The sequence below is a fragment of the Pseudomonas sp. 382 genome (assembly GCF_002759075.1).
Lineage (GTDB): Bacteria > Pseudomonadota > Gammaproteobacteria > Pseudomonadales > Pseudomonadaceae > Aquipseudomonas > Aquipseudomonas vlassakiae.
Map to the genome: position 1 here is coordinate 273,566 of NZ_PEMX01000002.1, position 19,350 is coordinate 292,915.

A 19,350-nucleotide genomic window follows, 5' to 3' on the forward strand; every position below is an offset into this window, starting at 1 on the left:
GGATGGGGACGGTGCACTCATGAGACAGGCACCTCGTCGATCGACGTGAGGTTCGGAATGAACGGGTTCAGCAAAGGAATCCTCCTGTTGAACACCGGCAGCGGACCAGCGTTTTTTCATTGAACAAGCGTTCAAGTTAAACATGGATCGGATTTCAATGCGAACCGGGGCGCCGATTGGTGCCCTCCTGTCATGGCCCTTTCGCGGCTGAAGCCGCTCCCACAGGGACCGCACCACACTAAGCGTTACGCGATCTCTGTGGGAGCGGCTTCAGCCGCGAAAGGGCCGGCACAGCCATGAATTTCCCGGATCAGTTCTTGTCCTGGCAATCCAGCTGCAAGTTAGCCTGGGTAATGTTGCTTTCGGCCGGCACGCTGCGCGTCAGCCAGACGTTGCCGCCAATGGTCGAGCCCTTGCCGATGGTGATGCGCCCCAGGATCGTCGCCCCGGCATAGATCACCACATCGTCCTCGACGATCGGATGGCGAGCCAGCCCCTTGTGCAGCGTCCCCGATTCATCGCTGGGGAAACGCTTGGCACCCAGGGTTACCGCCTGATAGATGCGCACCCGCTCACCAATGATCGCGGTCTCGCCAATCACCACACCGGTACCGTGGTCGATGAAGAAGCTCTGGCCGATCTGCGCACCGGGGTGAATGTCGATGCCGGTGGCCGAATGCGCCAGTTCCGAACTGATCCGCGCCAGCAGCGGCAAACCGGCCTGGTAAAGGTGGTGGGCCAGACGGTGATGGATGATCGCCAGGATCCCCGGATAGCACAGCAGTACCTCGTCCACACTACGCGCGGCCGGGTCGCCGTGATAAGCCGCCAGCACATCGGTATCGAGCAGCACGCGCAGCCCCGGCAAGGCCGCCGCGAAATCCTGGATCAGGCGCAGGGCCCGGGCATCGACGCCCTCCAGTTCCGTCTTGCTCTGGCGGGCGGCGTAACGCAGTTCCAGCCGCGCCTGGGCCAGCAACGCGGTCAGCGCCGCGTCGAGGGTATGGCCAACATAGAAATCCTCGCTCTCTTCGCGCAGGTCGACCGGGCCCAGGCGCATCGGGAACAGCGCCCCGCACAGCTGTTCCAGAATCTGCCGCATGGCCTCGCGCGACGGCAGCTCGCGCCCGCCCTGCTCGCCGCTGCTGCGGCCGTTGCGGCTGCGCCATTGTTCGCGGGCGCCGCGCAAGCCACTGACGATGCTGTGCAGTTGCCATTGCCCAGATGATGGTTGTTCGCTCACGGTGTTCTCCTGCCCAGGGTGGCCAATCTGTCGTTATGCAATCCACTCTACGGCAATCCGCCTCTTGGAAAAAACAACGCTTTATTCCATCCTGCGCTAAGTCAGGCATAAGCCGCGATGACGTTGCCAGCATCCTGGCCTACCCTCAAAGCAGCCAAAACCCGGAACGGCTCAAAATCGATATAACAAAATAAGTTTTTATTATTTCCTGACCTATAAAGCCAACTCTATAGTCGCCACCCACTACTTCCACAACAAGCGCGGGGCCATGCCATGTCTAAATTTGCCAAACCGCTTCTCAACGCCAGCCTGGCCATCCTGCTGGGCGCCGGCCTGCTCAGCCATGCCTTCGCCGGCGAGCAATTGAAGACCATCAAGGACAAGGGCGTGATCAACGTCGGTCTCGAAGGTACCTATCCACCGTTCAGCTTCCAGGATGAAAACGGCAAGCTGACCGGCTTCGAGGTCGAGCTGTCCGAGCTGCTGGCCAAGGAGCTGGGGGTCAAGGCCAAGATCCAGCCGACCAAGTGGGACGGCATCCTCGCCGCGCTGGAATCCAAGCGCCTGGACGTGGTGGTCAACCAGGTGACCATTTCCGAGGAGCGCAAGAAGAAATACGACTTCTCCGAGCCCTACACCATCTCCGGCATCCAGGCGCTGGTGCTGAAGAAGAAGGCCGAGCAGCTGAACATCAAGAGCGCGCAGGACCTGGCCGGCAAGAAAGTCGGTGTCGGCCTGGGTACCAACTACGAGCAATGGGTGAAGCAGGACGTGCCAAAGGCAGACGTGCGCACCTATGAAGACGACCCGAGCAAATTCGCCGACCTGCGCAACGGCCGCATCGACGCCATCCTCATCGACCGCCTGGCAGCGCTGGAGTACGCCCAGAAGGCCAAGGACACCGAACTGGCTGGCGACGCCTTCTCGCGTCTGGAAAGCGGCGTAGCGCTGCGCAAGGGCGAGCCTGAGCTGCTGGAGGCGATCAACAAGGCCATCGAAAAACTCAAGGCCGACGGCACGCTGGCCAAGCTGTCCGAGAAATACTTCGGTGCCGATGTCACCAAATGATCGCTGAAAGCCTGCAACTCGTCGCCGACTCCACGCCCTTCCTGCTGAAGGGCGCGGGTTACACGGTGCTGCTCAGTGTGGGCGGCATGTTCTTCGGCCTGGTGCTGGGCTTTGCCCTTGCGCTGATGCGGCTGTCGAAGATATTGCCGCTGAACTGGCTGGCACGCATCTACGTGTCGTTCTTCCGTGGCACGCCGCTGCTGGTGCAGCTGTTCGTGATCTACTTCGGCATGCCACAGATCGGCATCGAGCTCGACCCGATCCCGGCCTCGCTGATCGGCTTGTCACTGAACATGGCGGCTTACATCTGCGAAATCCTGCGGGCGGCGATCTCCTCGATCGACCGTGGCCAGTGGGAAGCTGCGGCCAGCATCGGCATGACCCGCACCCAGGCCATGCGCCGGGCGATCCTGCCTCAGGCACTGCGCACCGCGCTGCCACCACTGGGCAACAGCTTCATCTCGCTGGTCAAGGACACCGCGCTGGCCGCGACCATCCAGGTGCCCGAGCTGTTCCGCCAGGCCCAGCTGATTACCGCGCGCACCTTCGAAGTATTCACCATGTACCTGGCCGTTGCAGTGATCTACTGGGTCCTCTGCAGCATCCTCGCGCACTTCCAGAACCGCATGGAAGCGCGGGCCAACCAGCACGACCAGGAGCAATGAGATGATCGTCGCCAAAGGCCTGACCAAGCAGTTCAAGGGCCAGACCGTGCTCAACGGTATCGACCTGACCGTGCAACCCGGTGAAGTAGTGGCCATCATCGGCCCCAGCGGCTCGGGCAAGACCACCTTCCTGCGTTGCCTCAACCTGCTGGAAACCCCGGATGCCGGGCAGATTCAGATCGGTGACATCAGCATCGATGCCAACCGCCCACTCGGCGGCCAGCAGAGTGCGATCCGCCGCCTGCGCCAGCAAGCTGGCTTCGTCTTCCAGAACTTCAACCTGTTCCCCCACCGTACCGCGCTGGAGAACGTCATCGAAGGCCCGGTGATCGTCAAGAAGACCCCTCGCCAACAGGCCATCGACCTGGGTCGACGGCTGCTGGCCAAGGTCGGCCTGGCGGGCAAGGAAGACGCCTATCCAAGGCGCCTTTCCGGTGGCCAGCAGCAGCGCGTGGCAATTGCTCGCGCGCTGGCCATGGAGCCTGAAGTGATCCTGTTCGACGAGCCCACCTCGGCCCTCGACCCGGAACTGGTCGGCGAGGTGCTGGCGACCATCCGCGGCCTGGCCGAGGAGAAGCGCACAATGATCATCGTCACCCACGAGATGAGCTTTGCCCGGGATGTGGCGAACCGGGTGATCTTCTTCGACAAGGGCGTGATCGTGGAACAAGGTGAGGCCAAGGCGCTGTTTGCCAATCCCAAGGAAGAGCGTACCCGGCAATTCCTGCGCAAGTTCCTCGGGACTACTGCTGCGCACGACTGAAAACCTCGGTTGTATTCTTCGCGGGCACGCCCGCTCCCACATTGATCGGTGTACGCAGCTCCCTGTGGGAGCGGGCGAGCCCGCGAAGAGGCCGGCACATCCACAGCAAATCCACTCTTCTATGTATATTCCAAAGAGTTAGTTCATAAACCATTAATAAGCCATTAGGGTATATGAACCGGACCACCGGACCAGCAAAAGTCTGTCGCCATCAGCTGAAGCGACGCATCCACTTTGTGAGGTTCGGTTCTGATGACCACCCAGCCAAATACCCCATTCCACAGTGATCTCGACAGCTCGCCCCTGCTGCTGCCGGCCAAGGTACTGCGTAACGACGCCGAAGCCCTGCAAGCCGCCCGTGAGCTGGCCGAGAGCGCCCGCGAGCAGGCCGCCCGCCGCGACCAGCAACGCAAGCTGCCCTGGGCAGAAATCGAACAGTTCACCCGTAGCGGCCTGGGCAGCATCAGCGTGCCCAAGGCCTATGGCGGCCCCGACGTCTCGTTCGAGACGGTGGCAGAAGTGTTCCGCCTGATCAGCGCCGCCGACCCGGCCCTCGGGCAGATCCCGCAGAACCAGTTCGGCATGCTGCAACTGCTACGCCTGACCGCTACCGAGGCCCAGCAGGCGCTGATCTTCCGCAGCGTTCTGGACGGCTGGCGCATCGGCAACGCCGGCCCCGAGCGCGGCACCAAGGACACCCTGACGCTCAAGGCGAGGATCACCCGCAGCGGTGACGGCTATCGCATCAGTGGTGAGAAGTTCTACTCCACCGGCGCGCTGTTCGCCCACTGGGTGGCGGTCAAGGCACTGGACGACGAAGGCCGCCAGCGCCTGGCCTTTGTCCGCCGTGGCAGCCCGGGGCTGCGCATCGTCGACGACTGGTCCGGCTTCGGCCAGCGCACCACCGCCAGCGGTACCGTGCTGCTCGATCAGGTCCCGGTCGATGCCGAACTGGTCATCGACAACTGGCGCCAGCGCGATATCCCCAATATCCAGGGCGCGGCCTCGCAGCTGATTCAGGCCGCCATCGATGCCGGCATCGCCGAGGCAGCCATCGACGACGCCATCACCTTCGTCCGCGAAAAATCCCGGCCATGGATCGAGGCCAAGGTCGAGCGTGCCAGCGACGACCCCTATGTAATCGCCGACATCGGCCGCCTGAAACTTGAACTGCATGCCGCCGAGGCGCTGCTGCGCAAGGCCGCACGGGTGCTCGACGAGGTCAATGCCGGGCCGATCGATGCTGCTGCCGCAGCGCGGGCATCGATTGCCGTGGCCGAGGCCAAGGTACTGACCACAGAAATCTCGCTGCAGGCCAGCGAGAAGCTGTTCGAACTGGCCGGCAGCCGCGCCACCCTGGCCGAGTTCAACCTCGACCGGCACTGGCGCAATGCACGGGTGCACACCCTGCACGACCCGGTGCGCTGGAAGTACCACGCAGTCGGCGCTTATCACCTCAACGGCACCCTGCCCGCCCGGCATTCCTGGATCTGAATTTGTGGCCATTGGGGCCGCTGCGCAGCCCTTCGCGGGCACGCCCGCTCCCACAAGAACTGCATAGAACCTGAGATCAACACTGTACCTGTGGGAGCGGGCATGCCCGCGAAGGGCCGCACTGCGGCCCCCGGAGAACACCATGACAACATCGCTTATTACCAGCGACAGCCAAGCCCTGGCCGCCGCCGAACATATCGCCCAGCAACTCAAACGCGACAGCGCCCTGCGCGACCGCGAACGCCGCCTGCCCCACGCCGAACTGGAGCTGTTCACCCGCTCCGGCCTGTGGGCCATCAGCGTCCCCAAAGCCTTCGGCGGCGCAGGCGTGTCCAATGTCACCCTGGCCCAGGTCATCGCCCGCATCGCCCAGGCTGATGCCTCCCTTGGCCAGATTCCGCAGAACCACTTCTATGCCCTCGAAGTGCTGCGGGTCAATGGCAGCCCCGAGCAGCAGCAGCGCCTGTACGCCGAAGTACTGACCGGCCGCCGTTTCGGTAATGCCCTGGCCGAACTGGGTACGAAAACCGCCCATGACCGCACCACTCGCCTGACCCACGACGGCGCCGGTTACCGCATAAACGGCCGCAAGTTCTACGCCACCGGGGCGCTCTATGCTCAACGGATCCCGACCTCGGTGATCGACGACCAAGGCCGCCAGCAACTGGCCTTCGTCCCCGCCGACAGTCAGGGCCTGCAAGTGATCGACGACTGGAGCGGCTTCGGCCAGCGCACTACCGGCAGCGGCTCGGTGACCTTCGACAACGTCTGGGTCGATGCCAACGACGTGGTGCCGTTCCAGAGTGCCTTCGAACGCCCGACGCCGGTTGGCCCTCTGGCACAGATTCTCCACGCGGCCATCGACACCGGTATCGCCCGCGCCGCCCTGGATGATGCCCTGCACTTCGTGCGCACGCGCAGCCGGCCATGGGTCGACTCCGGTCTGGACAAGGCCAGCGACGACCCACTGACGCTGAAAAGCTTCGGCCAGCTGGTGATCCGCCTGCATGCCGCTGAAGCCTTGCTCGAACGCGCCGGCGAGATCCTCGACCGCGCCCAGGCCGACAGCAATGCCGACACCGTAGCCGCTGCCTCCATCGCCGTTGCCGAAGCACGGGCCATCAGTACGGAAGTGTCCCTTGCCGCCGGCACTACGCTGTTCGAACTGGCCGGCAGCCAGGCCACCCTGGCCGAACACAACCTCGACCGCCACTGGCGCAACGCCCGCGTGCACACCCTGCACGACCCGGTGCGCTGGAAGTACCACGCCATCGGCAACTACTACCTGAACAACGCAAACCCTCCACGCCGGGGGACTATCTGATGCCCAAGCAGATCCTGCTCAATGCCTTCAATATGAACTGCATCGGGCACATCAACCACGGCCTGTGGACCCACCCAAGGGACACCTCGACCCAGTACAAGACCCTGGAATACTGGACCAACCTGGCGCGCCTGCTGGAGCGTGGGCTGTTCGACGGGCTGTTCATCGCCGACATCGTCGGCACCTACGACATCTACGGCAAATCCGTGGACGTGACCCTGAAAGAGTCGATCCAACTGCCGGTCAACGACCCGCTGCTGCTGGTGTCGGCGATGGCTGCCGTCACGCGCCACCTCGGGTTCGGCCTCACTGCCAACCTTACCTACGAGGCCCCGTACCTGTTCGCCCGACGTCTCTCCACCCTCGACCACCTGAGCAATGGCCGGGTCGGCTGGAACATTGTCACCGGTTACCTCGACAGCGCCGCCCGCGCCATGGGCCTGGAGCAACAGCCCGAGCATGACCGGCGTTACGACCAGGCCGATGAATACCTGCAGGTGCTGTACAAGCTGCTGGAAGGCAGCTGGGCCGATGACGCCGTGGTCAACGACCGTGAGCGCCGGGTGTACGCCGAGCCGGGCAAGGTGCGCAAGGTGCACCACCGGGGCGAGTTCTACAAGGTCGAGGGCTACCACCTGTGCGAACCCTCGCCACAGCGCACGCCGGTACTGTTCCAGGCGGGCAGCTCGCCGCGCGGCCTGGCCTTTGCCGGCAACCATGCCGAATGCGTGTTCATCAGCGGCCAGGACAAGGCCGCTACCCGCGCCCAGGTCGACAAGGTACGCGCGGCCGCCCAGGCGGCCGGCCGCGATCCACAGGCGGTGAAGGTGTTCATGGGCATCACGGTGATCGTCGCGCCCACCGAGCAGCAGGCCCAGGCCAAATATGCCGAGTACCTGCAGCATGCCAGCGCCGAAGCCGGCGTGGCGCACTTCGCCGCCTCGACCGGCATCGACTTTGCCGCCTACGGGCTGGACGAGCCGATCGGCGCCAGCAAGGGCAACGCCATCCAGTCGGCCACCCGCCAATTGCAGGAAAACGCCTGGACCCGCCGCCGCCTGCTGGAGCAGCACGCCCTCGGCGGGCGCTATGTCACCCTGGTCGGCGCGCCCGATCAGGTAGCCGAACAGCTGATCGCCTGGATCGACGAAACCGGCCTGGACGGCTTCAACCTGACCCGTACCGTCACCCCGGAAAGCTATGAGGACTTCATCGACCTGGTAGTCCCGCAACTGCAGCAACGTGGCCGCTACAAGACCGCCTACGCCGACGGCACCCTGCGCCAGAAGCTGTTCGCCAGCGACCACCCGCACCTGCCCGCCGACCACCCTGGTTCCACTTACCGCAACAGCCCAACCCCTGCCCCGACTGGAGCCCTGCACCATGCTTGAGAAACTGTTCCGGCCCGTCGCGGCCATCGCCATCACCCTCGGCCTGCTCACCAGCGCGTTCGCCGCCGAGCCCCTGAAGATCGGCACCACTGCGGCCTTTGCCATCCCCTTGGAAGCGGCGGTGGAAGAAGCCCACAAGCAAGGCCTGGAAGTGAAGCTGATCGAGTTCAGCGACTGGATCGCACCGAATGTCAGCCTCAACAGCGGCGACATCGACGTGAACTACTTCCAGCACATCCCCTTCCTCGAGAACGCCAAGGCTGCAGCCGGTTTCAACCTGGTGCCCTACGCTCCGGGGATCATCAACAACGTCGGCCTGTACTCGAAGAAGTACAAGAGCTTCGCCGAACTGCCCGAAGGCGCCAGCGTGGCCATCGCCAATGACCCGATCAACAGCGGCCGTGGCCTGCAGCTGCTGGCCAAGGCCGGCTTGATCACCCTCAAGCCGGGTGTCGGCTACAAAGCCACCGAAGACGACATCGTCGCCAACCCGAAGAAGCTCAAGATCCTGCAGGTCGAAGCCGTGCAACTGGTGCGCGCCTATGACGACGCCGACCTTGTGCAGGGCTACCCGGCCTACATCCGCCTGGCCAACAGCTTCGATGCCACCTCGGCGCTGCTGTTCGATGGCCTGGAAAACAAGGAATACGTGATCCAGTTCGTCATCCGCCCGCAAAGCAAGGACGACCCGCGCCTGGCAAGGTTCGTCGACATCTACCAACACTCGCCTGCCGTGCGTGCAGCGTTGAACAAGGCCCATGGCAACCTGTACCAGGCCGGTTGGGAAGGCTGACATGAGCCAGGCCAACGCGCTCAGGGCGCCCACCGCACAACCATCGCCGCCAACGGCCAGGGAGCAGGCCCTGCGCCCGGAGGTCAACGAAGCCCACGTCCGCTTCGTCGGCCTTGGCAAGACCTACCCTGGCCAGCAACAACCGGCACTGCAGGGGATCGACCTGAACATCCGCCGTGGTGAGATCTTCGGCATCATCGGCCGCAGTGGCGCGGGCAAGTCATCGCTGCTGCGCACCATCAACCGCCTCGAACAGCCGAGCCAGGGCCGCGTCCTGATCGATCAGGTAGACATTGCGCTGTTCGACGAAGAGCGCCTGGTGGCGCTGCGCCGGCGCATCGGCATGATCTTCCAGCACTTCAACCTGATGTCGGCCAAGACCGTGTGGCAGAACGTCGAGCTGCCACTGAAGGTGGCGGGCGTGGCCAAGGCCGAGCGCCAGCACAAGGTCCGCGAACTGCTGGAGATGGTTGGCTTGCAGGACAAGCATCACGTCTATCCGGCGCAGCTCTCTGGCGGGCAGAAGCAGCGCGTCGGCATCGCCCGGGCGCTGGTGCATGACCCCGAGATCCTGTTGTGCGACGAAGCCACCTCGGCGCTGGACCCGGAGACCACGGCGTCGATCCTCGAACTGCTGCGCGACATCAACCAGCGCCTGGGCCTGACCGTGGTGCTGATCACCCACGAAATGGCAGTGATCCGCGACATCTGCCACCGCGTGGTGGTGCTGGAACGTGGCGCTATGGTCGAACAGGGCGAAGTCTGGCGCGTGTTCGGCAACCCCCACCATGAAGTCACCCGGACCCTGCTCGCCCCGTTGCAGACAAAGCTGCCGGTGGCTTTGCAGGCAAAGCTGCGCGCCAGCCCTGCGGGCCATGACAGCGCGGTGGTGCTCAAGCTCACTCTGCTGGGCGAGCCGGCATTGTCCGACCTGTTCAGCGAACTGGGCGGACGCGTGCGCCTGCTCCAGGGCGGTGTGCAGACCATCGGCGAGCATGCGCTCGGGCAGCTGATCCTGTCGATTCAGGGCTCGCCGCATGACACCCATCAATTGCTCGCACGCGCCCGCCGCTGGGCCGAAGACGTGGAGGTACTGGGCCATGTGGCTTGATCGCTTGCTTGAAGGCTTGCTCGACACGTTGCTGATGGTCGGCGTGTCCTCGCTGGTCGCACTGCTGGTGGGGGTGCCGATGGCGGTGCTGCTGGTCACCAGCGACAAGGGCGGTATCTTCGAGGCACCGCTGCTCAATCGAGTGCTGGGCGCCTTCGTCAATCTGTTCCGCTCGATCCCGTTCCTGATCCTGATGGTCGCGCTGATTCCCTTCACCCGGCTGGTGGTAGGTACTACCTATGGCGTGTGGGCTGCCGTGGTGCCACTGACCATTGCCGCGACGCCGTTCTTCGCACGGATTGCCGAGGTCAGCCTGCGCGAAGTCGACCATGGCCTGGTGGAGGCAGCGCAGGCCATGGGCTGCCGGCGTTGGCACATCGTCTGGCACGTACTGCTGCCCGAGGCGCTGCCGGGGATCGTCGGTGGGTTCACCATTACCCTGGTGACGCTGATCAACTCGTCAGCCATGGCCGGGGCGATTGGTGCGGGTGGGCTGGGGGATATTGCCTATCGGTATGGCTATCAGCGCTTCGACAGCCAGATCATGCTGACCGTGATTGCCATGCTGGTGGCCTTGGTGGCGCTGATCCAGCTGGGTGGGGACCGGTTGGCCAAAGGCTTGAACAAGCGTTGAATTCTTCGCGGGCACGCCCGCTCCCACAGGATTATCACTGCTCTGAGGAGCGGTGCGATACCTGTGGGAGCGGGCGAGCCCGCGAAGAGGCCATCAGCCCCAGCGCAGATCCGCAGCCGGCACCGGCCGCCCGAACCAGTACCCCTGCCCCAGCTGGCACTGCTGCTCCAGCAGGAACCGCGCCTGCTCCGCCTGCTCGATCCCCTCGGCATGCACCTGCATGCCCATGCTCCGCGCCAGTGCGACAATCACCCGGACGATGGCGATGTCGTCGTCATCCAGTGGCAAGCCGGCCACGAAGCCTTGGTCGATCTTCAGCTTCTGCACCGGCAGGCGCTTGAGCCGCAGCAGCGATGAATACCCCGTGCCGAAGTCATCGATGGCCAGGTTCAACCCCAGCTCACGCAGGCGGTGCAACTGCTCCAGCGCCACTTCCGGGTCTTCCATGACCGCACTCTCGGTCACTTCCAGCTCCAGCAGCGCCGGGTCCAGCCCAGTTTCATGCAGTACATCGGCCACCTGCCGGTACAACTCACGCTGGCCGAACAAGCGGCTGGAGATATTGACGGCAACGAACGCCAACGTCCGCCCATCCTCCTGCCACCGCACCATCTGCCGGCAGGCCTCGCGCAATACCCAGGCATCGATCTCGGCAATCAGGCCGGTGCGTTCGGCAATGGGGATGAAATCGCTCGGCGGAACCAACCCACGCTGCGGGTGCCGCCAACGGACCAATGCCTCGACACCGACCATCTGCGCCGTAAACAGGTCATGCACCGGTTGGTAGAACACCCGCAGCTCATCATTGGCCAGCGCCCGGCGCAACTCGCTCGCGGTTTCCACCCGGTGCTGGGCGTGAGCGGTCAGTTCTTCGGTGTACAGCGCATAGCATGCGCGGCCATTACCCTTGGCCTTGAACAGCGCCGAATCGGCATTGCGCAACAATTGCGCGGCGTTCAGGGCGTCGGTGGGGAACAGGCTGATGCCCACGCTGGCACTGATGAACAGCCGGTGATCATCGAATTCGAAGGGCTCACGCATGCGTTCGATGATGCCCTGTGCCAGCTTGCCAGCCTGGCCAACCTGCTGGCAGTTCTCGGCCAGCACAGCGAACTCGTCACCGCCCAGGCGCGCCAGGGTCACGTTGCTGCCAACGGCCTCACGCAGACGCTCGCCTACCAGCTTCAACAACTGGTCGCCAATGGTATGGCCAAGGCCGTCGTTGATGCTCTGAAAGTGATCCAGGTCGAGCAGCAGCAAGGCACAGCCGCGCTTGTTGGCCTGCGCCGAAGCCAGCGCCTGCTCGGCGCGGTCGTTGAACAGCAGGCGGTTGGGCAACCCGGTGAGCGGGTCATGGTGGGCCAGGTAGGCCAGTTCCTGTTCGGAATGCTTGATCGCGCTGATGTCGCTGAACACCGCCACGTAATGGCTCAGCTCGCCACTGTCGTCACGGATGGCGCAAATCGTCTGCCACTGCGGATAGATCTCACCGCTTTTACGACGGTTCCAGATCTCGCCACTCCACTCACCCTTTTCGGCCAGGGCGGCATAGATCTGCTGATAGAACGGCACGCCGTGGCGGCCCGACTTGAACTTGCTGGGGCGATGGCCCAGCACTTCTTCCTGTTGGTAGCCGGTGATGCGCATGAAGGCGCGGTTGACATGCACGATCAGGCCTTGGCGGTCAGTGACCAGCACGCCCTCCAAGGTGCTGTCGAACACCGCCGCAGCCATGCGCAGGCGCTCGCGGTCCTCGCTGCGCAGGCGCGCGCCGATACCGATGAAATTGAGCAGACGGGCGCGGGACACGAAGATCAGCAAGGCACTGACCAGCACCCACACCACTACGTTGATCTGTCGGCCCACGGTCAACGCCAACGGGTCGTCAGACATACTGCGCAGGACCACCTCGGCCAGCACCAGCCAGAGGAACGAGAGCACCACATACAGCGCGGCCATGCGCAAGGCGTCGCGAACGGAAACAGACATGTCGGGGGGAAAGCCCATGAAAAATGATGGGGCATTATAAAGGCTGAAACATGCCGTGACTTCCTATCTGAAAGGGTGACTGGTTTTATTTCCCTGCCAAGGGATAATCACCCCCTTCTCCCTGCATTCCCGAGAGCTTCTACACCTATGTGGTACAACGGTCTGCTCGACTTGTCGGCCTGGCAACTGGTTGGCGTCACCTTGCTGATGACCCATGTGACCATCGTCAGCGTCACCATCTACCTGCACCGCTATTCCGCCCACCGTGCCCTGGAGCTCAATGGCGCGCTCAAGCACTTCTTCCGTTTCTGGCTGTGGCTGAGCACGGCGCAGAACACCCGCGAATGGACGGCCGTGCACCGCAAGCACCACGCCAAGTGCGAAACCCCGGACGACCCGCACAGCCCGGTGTACAAGGGCCTGGGCACAGTTTTGCGCAAAGGCGCCGAACTGTACCGCGAAGAGGCACGCAACCCCGAAACCCTGCGCATCTATGGCAAGAACTGCCCGGAAGACTGGATCGAGCGTAACCTCTACTCTCGCTACAAGCTCGGCGGCATCGTGCTGATGGCGGCCATCGACCTGCTGTTGTTCGGCACCATCGGCATCACCATCTGGGCAGTACAGATGATGTGGATTCCGTTCTGGGCCGCCGGCGTGGTCAACGGCCTGGGCCACGCGGTCGGCTACCGCAATTTCGAATGCCGCGACGCCGCCACCAACCTGGTGCCGTGGGGCATCGTCATCGGTGGCGAAGAGCTGCACAACAACCACCACACCTACCCCAACTCGGCCAAGCTCTCGGTCAAGCGCTGGGAGTTCGACATGGGCTGGGCGTGGATCCGCCTGTTCTGCCTGCTGCGCCTGGCCAAGGTGCAGCGTGTCGCACCCATCGCCCACCGCGTCGAGGGCAAGGCCAGCCTGGACATGGACACAGCCATGGCCATCCTCAACAACCGTTTCCAGATCATGGCCCAGTACCGCAAAGTGGTGATCGGCCCGCTGGTCAAGCAGGAGCTGGCCAAGGTCGATGCCTCGGTGCGCCACCGCTTCCGCCGTGCCAAGCGCCTGCTCTCGCGTGAAACCAGCCTGCTGGAAGACCGCCACCAGGTGCGCATCGAGCGCATGCTTGCCCACAGCCAGGCATTGAAAACCATCTACGAGAAACGTCTGGCCCTGCAACAGATCTGGGCCCGCACCAGTGCCAACGGCCACGATATGCTCGCGGCCATGAAGGACTGGGTACACGAGGCCGAGGCCAGCGGCATCCATGCCCTGCACGACTTCGCGGCGCAGCTGAAAACCTATTCCCTGCGGCCCACCGGCGCCTGATAGCCGCTGATCGGCACGCCCTGCAACGGGGCGTGCCTGCTGGAACTTCCCCGCTGAAAATCCACTCAAACCCGGCACATCGCCCGCGTGGCGGGCCGGTTAGTGGCCGCACGCCTCATCAATGAGAACTGCTCCGTGCTCATGGCCAAGAACCCTCCTTCGTCATTTTCAGGTACACCGCCTCCCGAAGCTGCACAAACCTTGCTGGCCCTGTTCCATGCCCAGGGCGAAGTCGCCCGCCTGAGTGAGCGCGAACAGCTCTACAGCTCGCTGCTCGACAGCGTCAACGCCGTACTCTGGGCCTTCGACTGGGAAACCCGCCAGGTGCTCTACGTCAGCCCGGCCTACGAGCGCATCTTCGGGCGCCCGGCCAGCCTGGTGCTGGCCGACTACAACGAATGGCGCGACAGCATCTACCCCGACGACCTGGAGTTCGCCGAACGCAGCCTGGCCCAGGTGCTGCTCAAAGGAGCCGTGGAGGACCGCGAGTACCGCATCCTCAACGCCAGCGGCCAGGTGCGCTGGCTCAGCGACAAGTGCTACATCAATCAGCAGAGCGAAGGCGAGCGGGTGATCATCGTCGGCATCGCCGAAGACATCACCGAAAAGAAGCAGCTCGAAGGCGAACTGCAGCGCCTGGCCACCACCGACGTCCTGACCCAGAGCAGCAACCGCCGGCACTTCTTCGAGTGTGCCCGGCAGGCCTTCGACAGTGCCCGAGAGGACGGCACGCCTCTGGCCTTCCTGCTGCTGGACATCGACGACTTCAAGCGTATCAACGACAGCTACGGGCACCAGGAAGGTGACCAGGTGCTGCAGCGCATCGCCGACAGCGGCAAGGCCGTGCTACGTCGCGGTGACCTGTTCGGGCGCATCGGCGGTGAGGAGTTCGCGGCGGTGTTCCCGGGCTGCAATGCCCAAGTCGCCGAGCAGATTGCCGAGCGGTTGCAGCGGGAAATTCAGCGCCAGGGCTTCAGCCATGGCGATGAGGTGTACAACGTTACGGTGAGCCAGGGGCTGACCGGGCTGACGGATGAAGACGAGTCGCTGGACAGCTTGTTCGCCCGCGCCGACGCGGCGATGTACCGGGCCAAGCGGCAGGGTAAGAATCAGATAGTTCGCGGCTGACTGGGGCTGCGAAGCGGCCCCGATTTCTCAAGTAGGCGATTGTTCTTCAGGAGCAGGTGATTCCTCAACACTCACCTTAATCTCCTCCTGCGGCTTTACCTCAGGATTCTCCACCTTGCGCAACCGGCTCAGCTCCGGCAGCCCAATCTTCAGCAAACGCGCCGTCTTGCTGCTGGCGATCTTCTCCAGCCCCTGATCCGCCGGCAGGCGCGCCAGTTGCCCGGCCAGGTTCAAGGCGAGGATCTCCCGCGAATACACCCCGCCACCCAGCTGATAGATTGCCGCGATCAGCTCACGCAGGCTCAGCGGCAAGCGCCAGCGGGTACGCAGCGCCGAGCCGAACGCTGCGCCGAACTCATTGAGCGACAGCTGCACCCGGTCTTCGTCCAGCTCGCCCCCGGCCAGGCGCCACTCCTGCAGGCAACGAAGCACCGCCAGGTCGCCCAGGCAATGCAACAGGCCGGCACAGTAGCAGCGCTCCTGATCCAGTTCGAGCATGCGCGCCAGCGTGCGGGCGTATTCGGCCGTGTGCAGCGACAGGTTCCAGTAATGCGTGGCATGTTGCGTCAGCAGCGGGTCGCTCAGCCGCGCACTGCGCTTGAGGGCAAGGCCGAGAATGAGGTTCATGCTCTGGGTGCTGCCGAGCTTGTTCAGCGCCTGCATCAGCGTCTGCACCGGTGCGTCACGGTGCAGGCTGGCACTGTTGGCGGCGGCGATGAGCACCGCCGTGATCTGCGGGTCGTCGCGCACTTCCTCTTCGAGCACCTTGAGGTTCAGGCCCTGCGGGTTGAGTGCGCGCTTGATCGCCACCTGCACATCGGCGAACAACGGCCCGCCATCGGCAGTGGCGCGGCGTTGTTCGAGGTAAGCCGGCAGGTTGGCGCCAGGCTGCAACGGCGGCACCGGGCAGGTGATCCGCTCGCCCACGGCCAGCAGCAACTCTTCCAGGCTTTTGCGCAGCTTGTCCAGGTTCAGCGGTTTGCTCAGGTACGCCGTGGGGTGCAGCGGTAGCGCTTCGCGCACACTGGCGCTATCGCTGCGGTTGCTCATGAGAATGAAAGGCAGCTCGGGGCCTTTGGCGCGCACGTTGCGCAGCAGGTCGAGGCCATCGCAGCCTGCCAGCTCACGGGCTGCGATGATCAGGTCAGGTTTGCTGGCCAGCGCAGTCAGCGCTTGCGAACCGTCGGCGCAGACTTGCAAGCGGGCGTCGCAACGCACGCTGAGCAGCATTTCGCTCAGCATTTCGCGTACCCAAGGGTCGCCTTCGGCGATCAATACGCAAGGTGGGGTGGGGTCTGCAGCACTCATGGCCAACTCCTGGTTATCCCTGACACACAGTCCTTCGCAGCTTCCAAGGCAAATCCTTTCACCACCATAGCCTCACCCGGCTTTTCTGGGCACAAAAAAAACCCGCCTAGGCGGGTTTTTTCATGAAGCGCGTCACATCAGGCGAGTTCAGCGAAGCACTCTTCGATGATGGCCAGGCCTTTGTCCAGCAGTGCGTCTTCGGCGGTCAGCGGAACCAGGATACGCAGGACGTTGCCGTAGGTGCCGCAAGACAGCAGGATCAGACCCTTGTCGCGTGCCTTGGCCACAACCTGGGCAACGGCAGCAGCGTTCGGGGTGTGGGTGCCTTTTTCGAAGACTTCCACAGCGATCATCGAGCCCAGACCACGGACGTCGCCGATGATCGGATGCTTTTCCTGGATCTTGCGCAGGCCAGTGGTCAGGTGCTCACCAACAGCCTTGCTACGGTCCAGCAGCTTCTCTTCCTCGAACACCTGGATAACGGCCAGGGCCGCGGCGCAGGCGATCGGCGAACCGGCGTAGGTGCCGCCCAGGCCGCCCGGAGCGATGGCGTCCATGATTTCGGCCTTGCCGCACACACCGGCCAGCGGGAAGCCGCCAGCGATGGACTTGGCGAAGGTGGTCAGGTCAGGCGCAACGCCCATCTGCTCCATGGCGAAGAAGGTGCCGGTACGACCAGCGCCGGTCTGCACTTCGTCGGCGATCAGCAGGATGCCGTGCTTGTCGCACAGCTCGCGCAGGCGCTTCATCAGCTCTTTCGGCGCTGGCAGGAAGCCGCCTTCGCCCTGGACTGGCTCGAGGATGATCGCGGCGATGTCGCGTGGCTCGGCATCGTTCTTGAAGATGCGCTCGACCGAAGCGATGGCGTCGTCAACGCTGACACCGTGCAGTTCGCTCGGGAACAGGGCGCGGAAGATGCCGCCTGGCATCAGGCCCATGCCAGCGGAGTACGGCACGACCTTGCCGGTCAGGCCCAGGGTCATCATGGTACGGCCGTGGTAGCCGCCGGTGAAGGCGATCACGCCAGCGCGGCCAGTGGCTGCACGGGCGATCTTGACGGCGTTTTCAACGGCTTCGGAGCCAGTGGAAACCAGCAGGGTCTTCTTGTCGAAGTCGCCTGGCACCAGCTTGTTGATCTTTTCGCACAGCTCGACGTAAGGCTCGTAGGCCAGCACCTGGAAGCAGGTGTGGCTGACCTTGGTCAGCTGCTCTTGCACAGCTGCAACCACTTTCGGGTGCAGGTGGCCGGTGTTGAGTACTGCGATGCCGCCGGCGAAGTCGATCAGTTCGCGGCCTTCAACGTCGATCACCGTCGAGTTCTTCGCGGATTCCACGAAGATCGGGTGGATCTGGCCGACGCCACGTGGGACGGCGGCTACACGACGTTGCATCAAGGATTCGTTGGTCTTGCTCATAAAGCCCTCATTGCGCCGACAGCGGCGCTTTTATTCGGGGGTGGCCGGGTGTGTTCGCGAACAGTATTCGTTGATCGACTGCCGTAAACGCCCTGTCCACCAGGTACTGCGATGTCAAAAAGGCCAGCGAGACGTCGCTCTCGCGCCCCGCTGGCAGAGGTAAAACCTTTTACCTGGCGATCAGACGCTGATGCACAGGTATTTGATTTCGAGGTAGTCCTCGATACCGTATTTGGAACCTTCGCGGCCCAGGCCCGAAGCCTTGATGCCGCCGAATGGCGCCACTTCGTTGGAGATCAGGCCGGTGTTGATGCCGACCATGCCGTATTCCAGGGCCTCGGCGACACGGAACACACGGCTCATGTCACGGGCGTAGAAGTACGAGGCCAGGCCGAACTCGGTGTCGTTGGACATGGCGATCACTTCGGCTTCGTCTTTGAAGCGGAACAGCGGCGCCAGTGGGCCGAAGGTCTCTTCCTTGGCGACAGCAGCGGTGTTCGGCACGTCGACCAGGATGGTCGGCTCGAAGAAGTTGCCTTCGATCAGCTTGCCACCGGACAGCACCTTGGCGCCTTTGCCTACGGCGTCTTCGATGTGTTCCTGGACCTTGGCGACAGCCTTGCCGTCGATCAGCGGGCCAGTGGTGGTGCCTTCTTCCAGGCCGTTACCGATCTTCAGCTTGGCGACAGCAGCGGCCAGCTTCTGGGCGAACGCGTCGTAGACGCCATCCTGCACGTAGATACGGTTGGCGCAGACGCAGGTCTGGCCGTTGTTGCGGTACTTGGAGATGATCGCGCCCTCGACCGCCTTGTCCAGGTCGGCGTCATCGAACACGATGAACGGAGCGTTGCCGCCCAGCTCCAGGGAAACCTTCTTGATGTCCTTGGCGCACTCTTCCATCAGCTGGCGGCCGATTTCGGTCGAGCCGGTGAAGGACAGCTTGCGTACCAGGGAGTTGCCGGTCAGCTCGCCGCCGACTTCGCCAGCGCTGCCGGTAACGACGCTCAGCACGCCAGCCGGGATGCCGGCACGGTTGGCCAGCTCGACCAGGGCCAGGGCGGAGTAAGGGGTCTGCGAAGCAGGCTTGAGCACCATGGTGCAGCCAGCGGCCAGGGCCGGGCCGGCTTTACGGGTGATCATGGCGGCCGGGAAGTTCCACGGGGTGATGGCCGCGGTAACGCCGATCGGCTGCTTGATGACGATCAGGCGCTTGTCTGGCTGGTGGCCCGGGATGGTGTCGCCGTAGACACGCTTGGCTTCTTCGGCGAACCACTCGATGAACGAGGCAGCGTAGGCGATTTCGCCCTTGGCTTCGGCCAGTGGCTTGCCTTGCTCGGTGGTCATCAGGCGAGCCAGGTCGTCCTGGTTCTCGATCATCAGTTCGAACCAGCGACGCAGCTTGGCCGAACGCTCCTTGGCGGTCAGTGCACGCCAGGCCGGCAGGGCCTTGTCGGCGGCTTCGATGGCGCGGCGGGTTTCCGCGGTGCCCATCTTCGGCACGGTACCGATGACTTCACCAGTGGCCGGGTTGGTCACATTGATGGTCTGGCCGCTGTCCGCATCCAGCCACTCACCGTTGATGAAGGCTTGCTGGCGGAACAACTGAGCGTCTTTGAGCTGCATGTCGGCTTCCCGAATTGTTGATTGTTTGAAAAGCGCCCAAGGCAGGGCATCGAGCGTTTGAAATCTCAA

At 63.6% G+C, this 19,350-nt stretch carries 16 protein-coding genes; 11 read left to right on the forward strand and 5 right to left on the reverse strand.

The window, feature by feature from the left end; genetic code table 11:
• Positions 1-310 precede the first annotated feature (310 nt).
• Positions 311-1,243: a serine O-acetyltransferase EpsC gene (gene epsC, locus CQW31_RS04300; protein ID WP_054885929.1), complete on the reverse strand. Its 933-nt coding sequence runs from the start codon at positions 1,241-1,243 to the stop codon at positions 311-313.
• A gap of 273 nt (positions 1,244-1,516) precedes the next feature.
• Between epsC and tcyJ the strand changes: the two genes are divergently transcribed.
• The 9 genes from tcyJ (at position 1,517) to CQW31_RS04345 (ending at position 10,486) form a co-directional block, all read left to right on the forward strand.
• On the forward strand, positions 1,517-2,311 hold the full coding sequence (tcyJ, locus tag CQW31_RS04305; protein WP_099813856.1) for a cystine ABC transporter substrate-binding protein: 795 nt from the start codon (positions 1,517-1,519) through the stop codon (positions 2,309-2,311).
• Complete coding sequence (gene tcyL / locus CQW31_RS04310) at positions 2,308-2,976, forward strand: cystine ABC transporter permease (protein ID WP_099813857.1); 669 nt, start codon at positions 2,308-2,310, stop codon at positions 2,974-2,976. Before tcyJ ends, tcyL begins: the two co-directional genes overlap by 4 nt.
• A gap of 1 nt (position 2,977) precedes the next feature.
• Positions 2,978-3,739, forward strand: a complete 762-nt coding sequence (gene tcyN, locus CQW31_RS04315; protein WP_054885932.1) for an L-cystine ABC transporter ATP-binding protein TcyN — start codon at positions 2,978-2,980, stop codon at positions 3,737-3,739.
• A 252-nt stretch (positions 3,740-3,991) separates the two neighbouring features.
• Positions 3,992-5,233 carry an SfnB family sulfur acquisition oxidoreductase gene (locus CQW31_RS04320; RefSeq protein ID WP_099813858.1) on the forward strand — a complete coding sequence of 414 codons (1,242 nt, stop codon included), beginning with the start codon at positions 3,992-3,994 and terminating at the stop codon, positions 5,231-5,233.
• A 142-nt stretch (positions 5,234-5,375) separates the two neighbouring features.
• Positions 5,376-6,557 carry an SfnB family sulfur acquisition oxidoreductase gene (locus CQW31_RS04325; RefSeq protein ID WP_099813859.1) on the forward strand — a complete coding sequence of 394 codons (1,182 nt, stop codon included), beginning with the start codon at positions 5,376-5,378 and terminating at the stop codon, positions 6,555-6,557.
• Positions 6,557-7,948 (forward strand): LLM class flavin-dependent oxidoreductase, encoded by a 1,392-nt coding sequence (locus tag CQW31_RS04330; protein ID WP_099813860.1) that lies wholly within the window; start codon positions 6,557-6,559, stop codon positions 7,946-7,948. The genes CQW31_RS04325 and CQW31_RS04330 overlap by 1 nt, the downstream gene beginning before the upstream one ends.
• A complete protein-coding gene (locus CQW31_RS04335) occupies positions 7,941-8,741 on the forward strand; it encodes a MetQ/NlpA family ABC transporter substrate-binding protein (RefSeq protein WP_099813861.1) in 801 nt (266 codons plus the stop codon). The genes CQW31_RS04330 and CQW31_RS04335 overlap by 8 nt, the downstream gene beginning before the upstream one ends.
• A gap of 1 nt (position 8,742) precedes the next feature.
• On the forward strand, positions 8,743-9,852 hold the full coding sequence (locus CQW31_RS04340; RefSeq protein WP_099813862.1) for a methionine ABC transporter ATP-binding protein: 1,110 nt from the start codon (positions 8,743-8,745) through the stop codon (positions 9,850-9,852).
• The gene (locus tag CQW31_RS04345; RefSeq protein WP_099813863.1) at positions 9,842-10,486 is read left to right on the forward strand and encodes a methionine ABC transporter permease; all 645 of its coding nucleotides are present in this window, start codon (positions 9,842-9,844) and stop codon (positions 10,484-10,486) included. The genes CQW31_RS04340 and CQW31_RS04345 overlap by 11 nt, the downstream gene beginning before the upstream one ends.
• A 93-nt stretch (positions 10,487-10,579) precedes the next feature.
• On the opposite strand, the gene dibA is transcribed toward CQW31_RS04345, so the two are convergent.
• A complete protein-coding gene (dibA, locus tag CQW31_RS04350; RefSeq protein ID WP_099813917.1) occupies positions 10,580-12,475 on the reverse strand; it encodes a phosphodiesterase DibA in 1,896 nt (631 codons plus the stop codon).
• 147 nt (positions 12,476-12,622) lie between these two features.
• Here dibA and desA point away from each other — a divergent pair, with 147 nt between their 5' ends.
• Both desA and CQW31_RS04360 read left to right on the forward strand, forming a co-directional pair.
• The gene (gene desA / locus CQW31_RS04355) at positions 12,623-13,807 is read left to right on the forward strand and encodes a delta-9 fatty acid desaturase DesA (RefSeq protein ID WP_099813864.1); all 1,185 of its coding nucleotides are present in this window, start codon (positions 12,623-12,625) and stop codon (positions 13,805-13,807) included.
• Positions 13,808-13,948: 141 nt separating this feature from the next.
• A complete protein-coding gene (locus tag CQW31_RS04360) occupies positions 13,949-14,935 on the forward strand; it encodes a sensor domain-containing diguanylate cyclase (protein ID WP_054885941.1) in 987 nt (328 codons plus the stop codon).
• A 27-nt stretch (positions 14,936-14,962) separates the two neighbouring features.
• Here CQW31_RS04360 and CQW31_RS04365 read toward each other — a convergent pair whose 3' ends face one another.
• From CQW31_RS04365 to gabD, 3 genes are all read right to left on the reverse strand, one after another.
• Positions 14,963-16,243, reverse strand: a complete 1,281-nt coding sequence (locus tag CQW31_RS04365; RefSeq protein ID WP_054887245.1) for a response regulator — start codon at positions 16,241-16,243, stop codon at positions 14,963-14,965.
• A 137-nt stretch (positions 16,244-16,380) separates the two neighbouring features.
• Positions 16,381-17,658, reverse strand: coding sequence for a 4-aminobutyrate--2-oxoglutarate transaminase (gene gabT / locus CQW31_RS04370; RefSeq protein WP_054887246.1), 1,278 nt, complete (start codon positions 17,656-17,658; stop codon positions 16,381-16,383).
• Positions 17,659-17,838: 180 nt separating this feature from the next.
• A complete protein-coding gene (gene gabD / locus CQW31_RS04375) occupies positions 17,839-19,281 on the reverse strand; it encodes an NADP-dependent succinate-semialdehyde dehydrogenase (RefSeq protein ID WP_054887247.1) in 1,443 nt (480 codons plus the stop codon).
• Between the last annotated feature and the right edge of the window lie 69 nt (positions 19,282-19,350).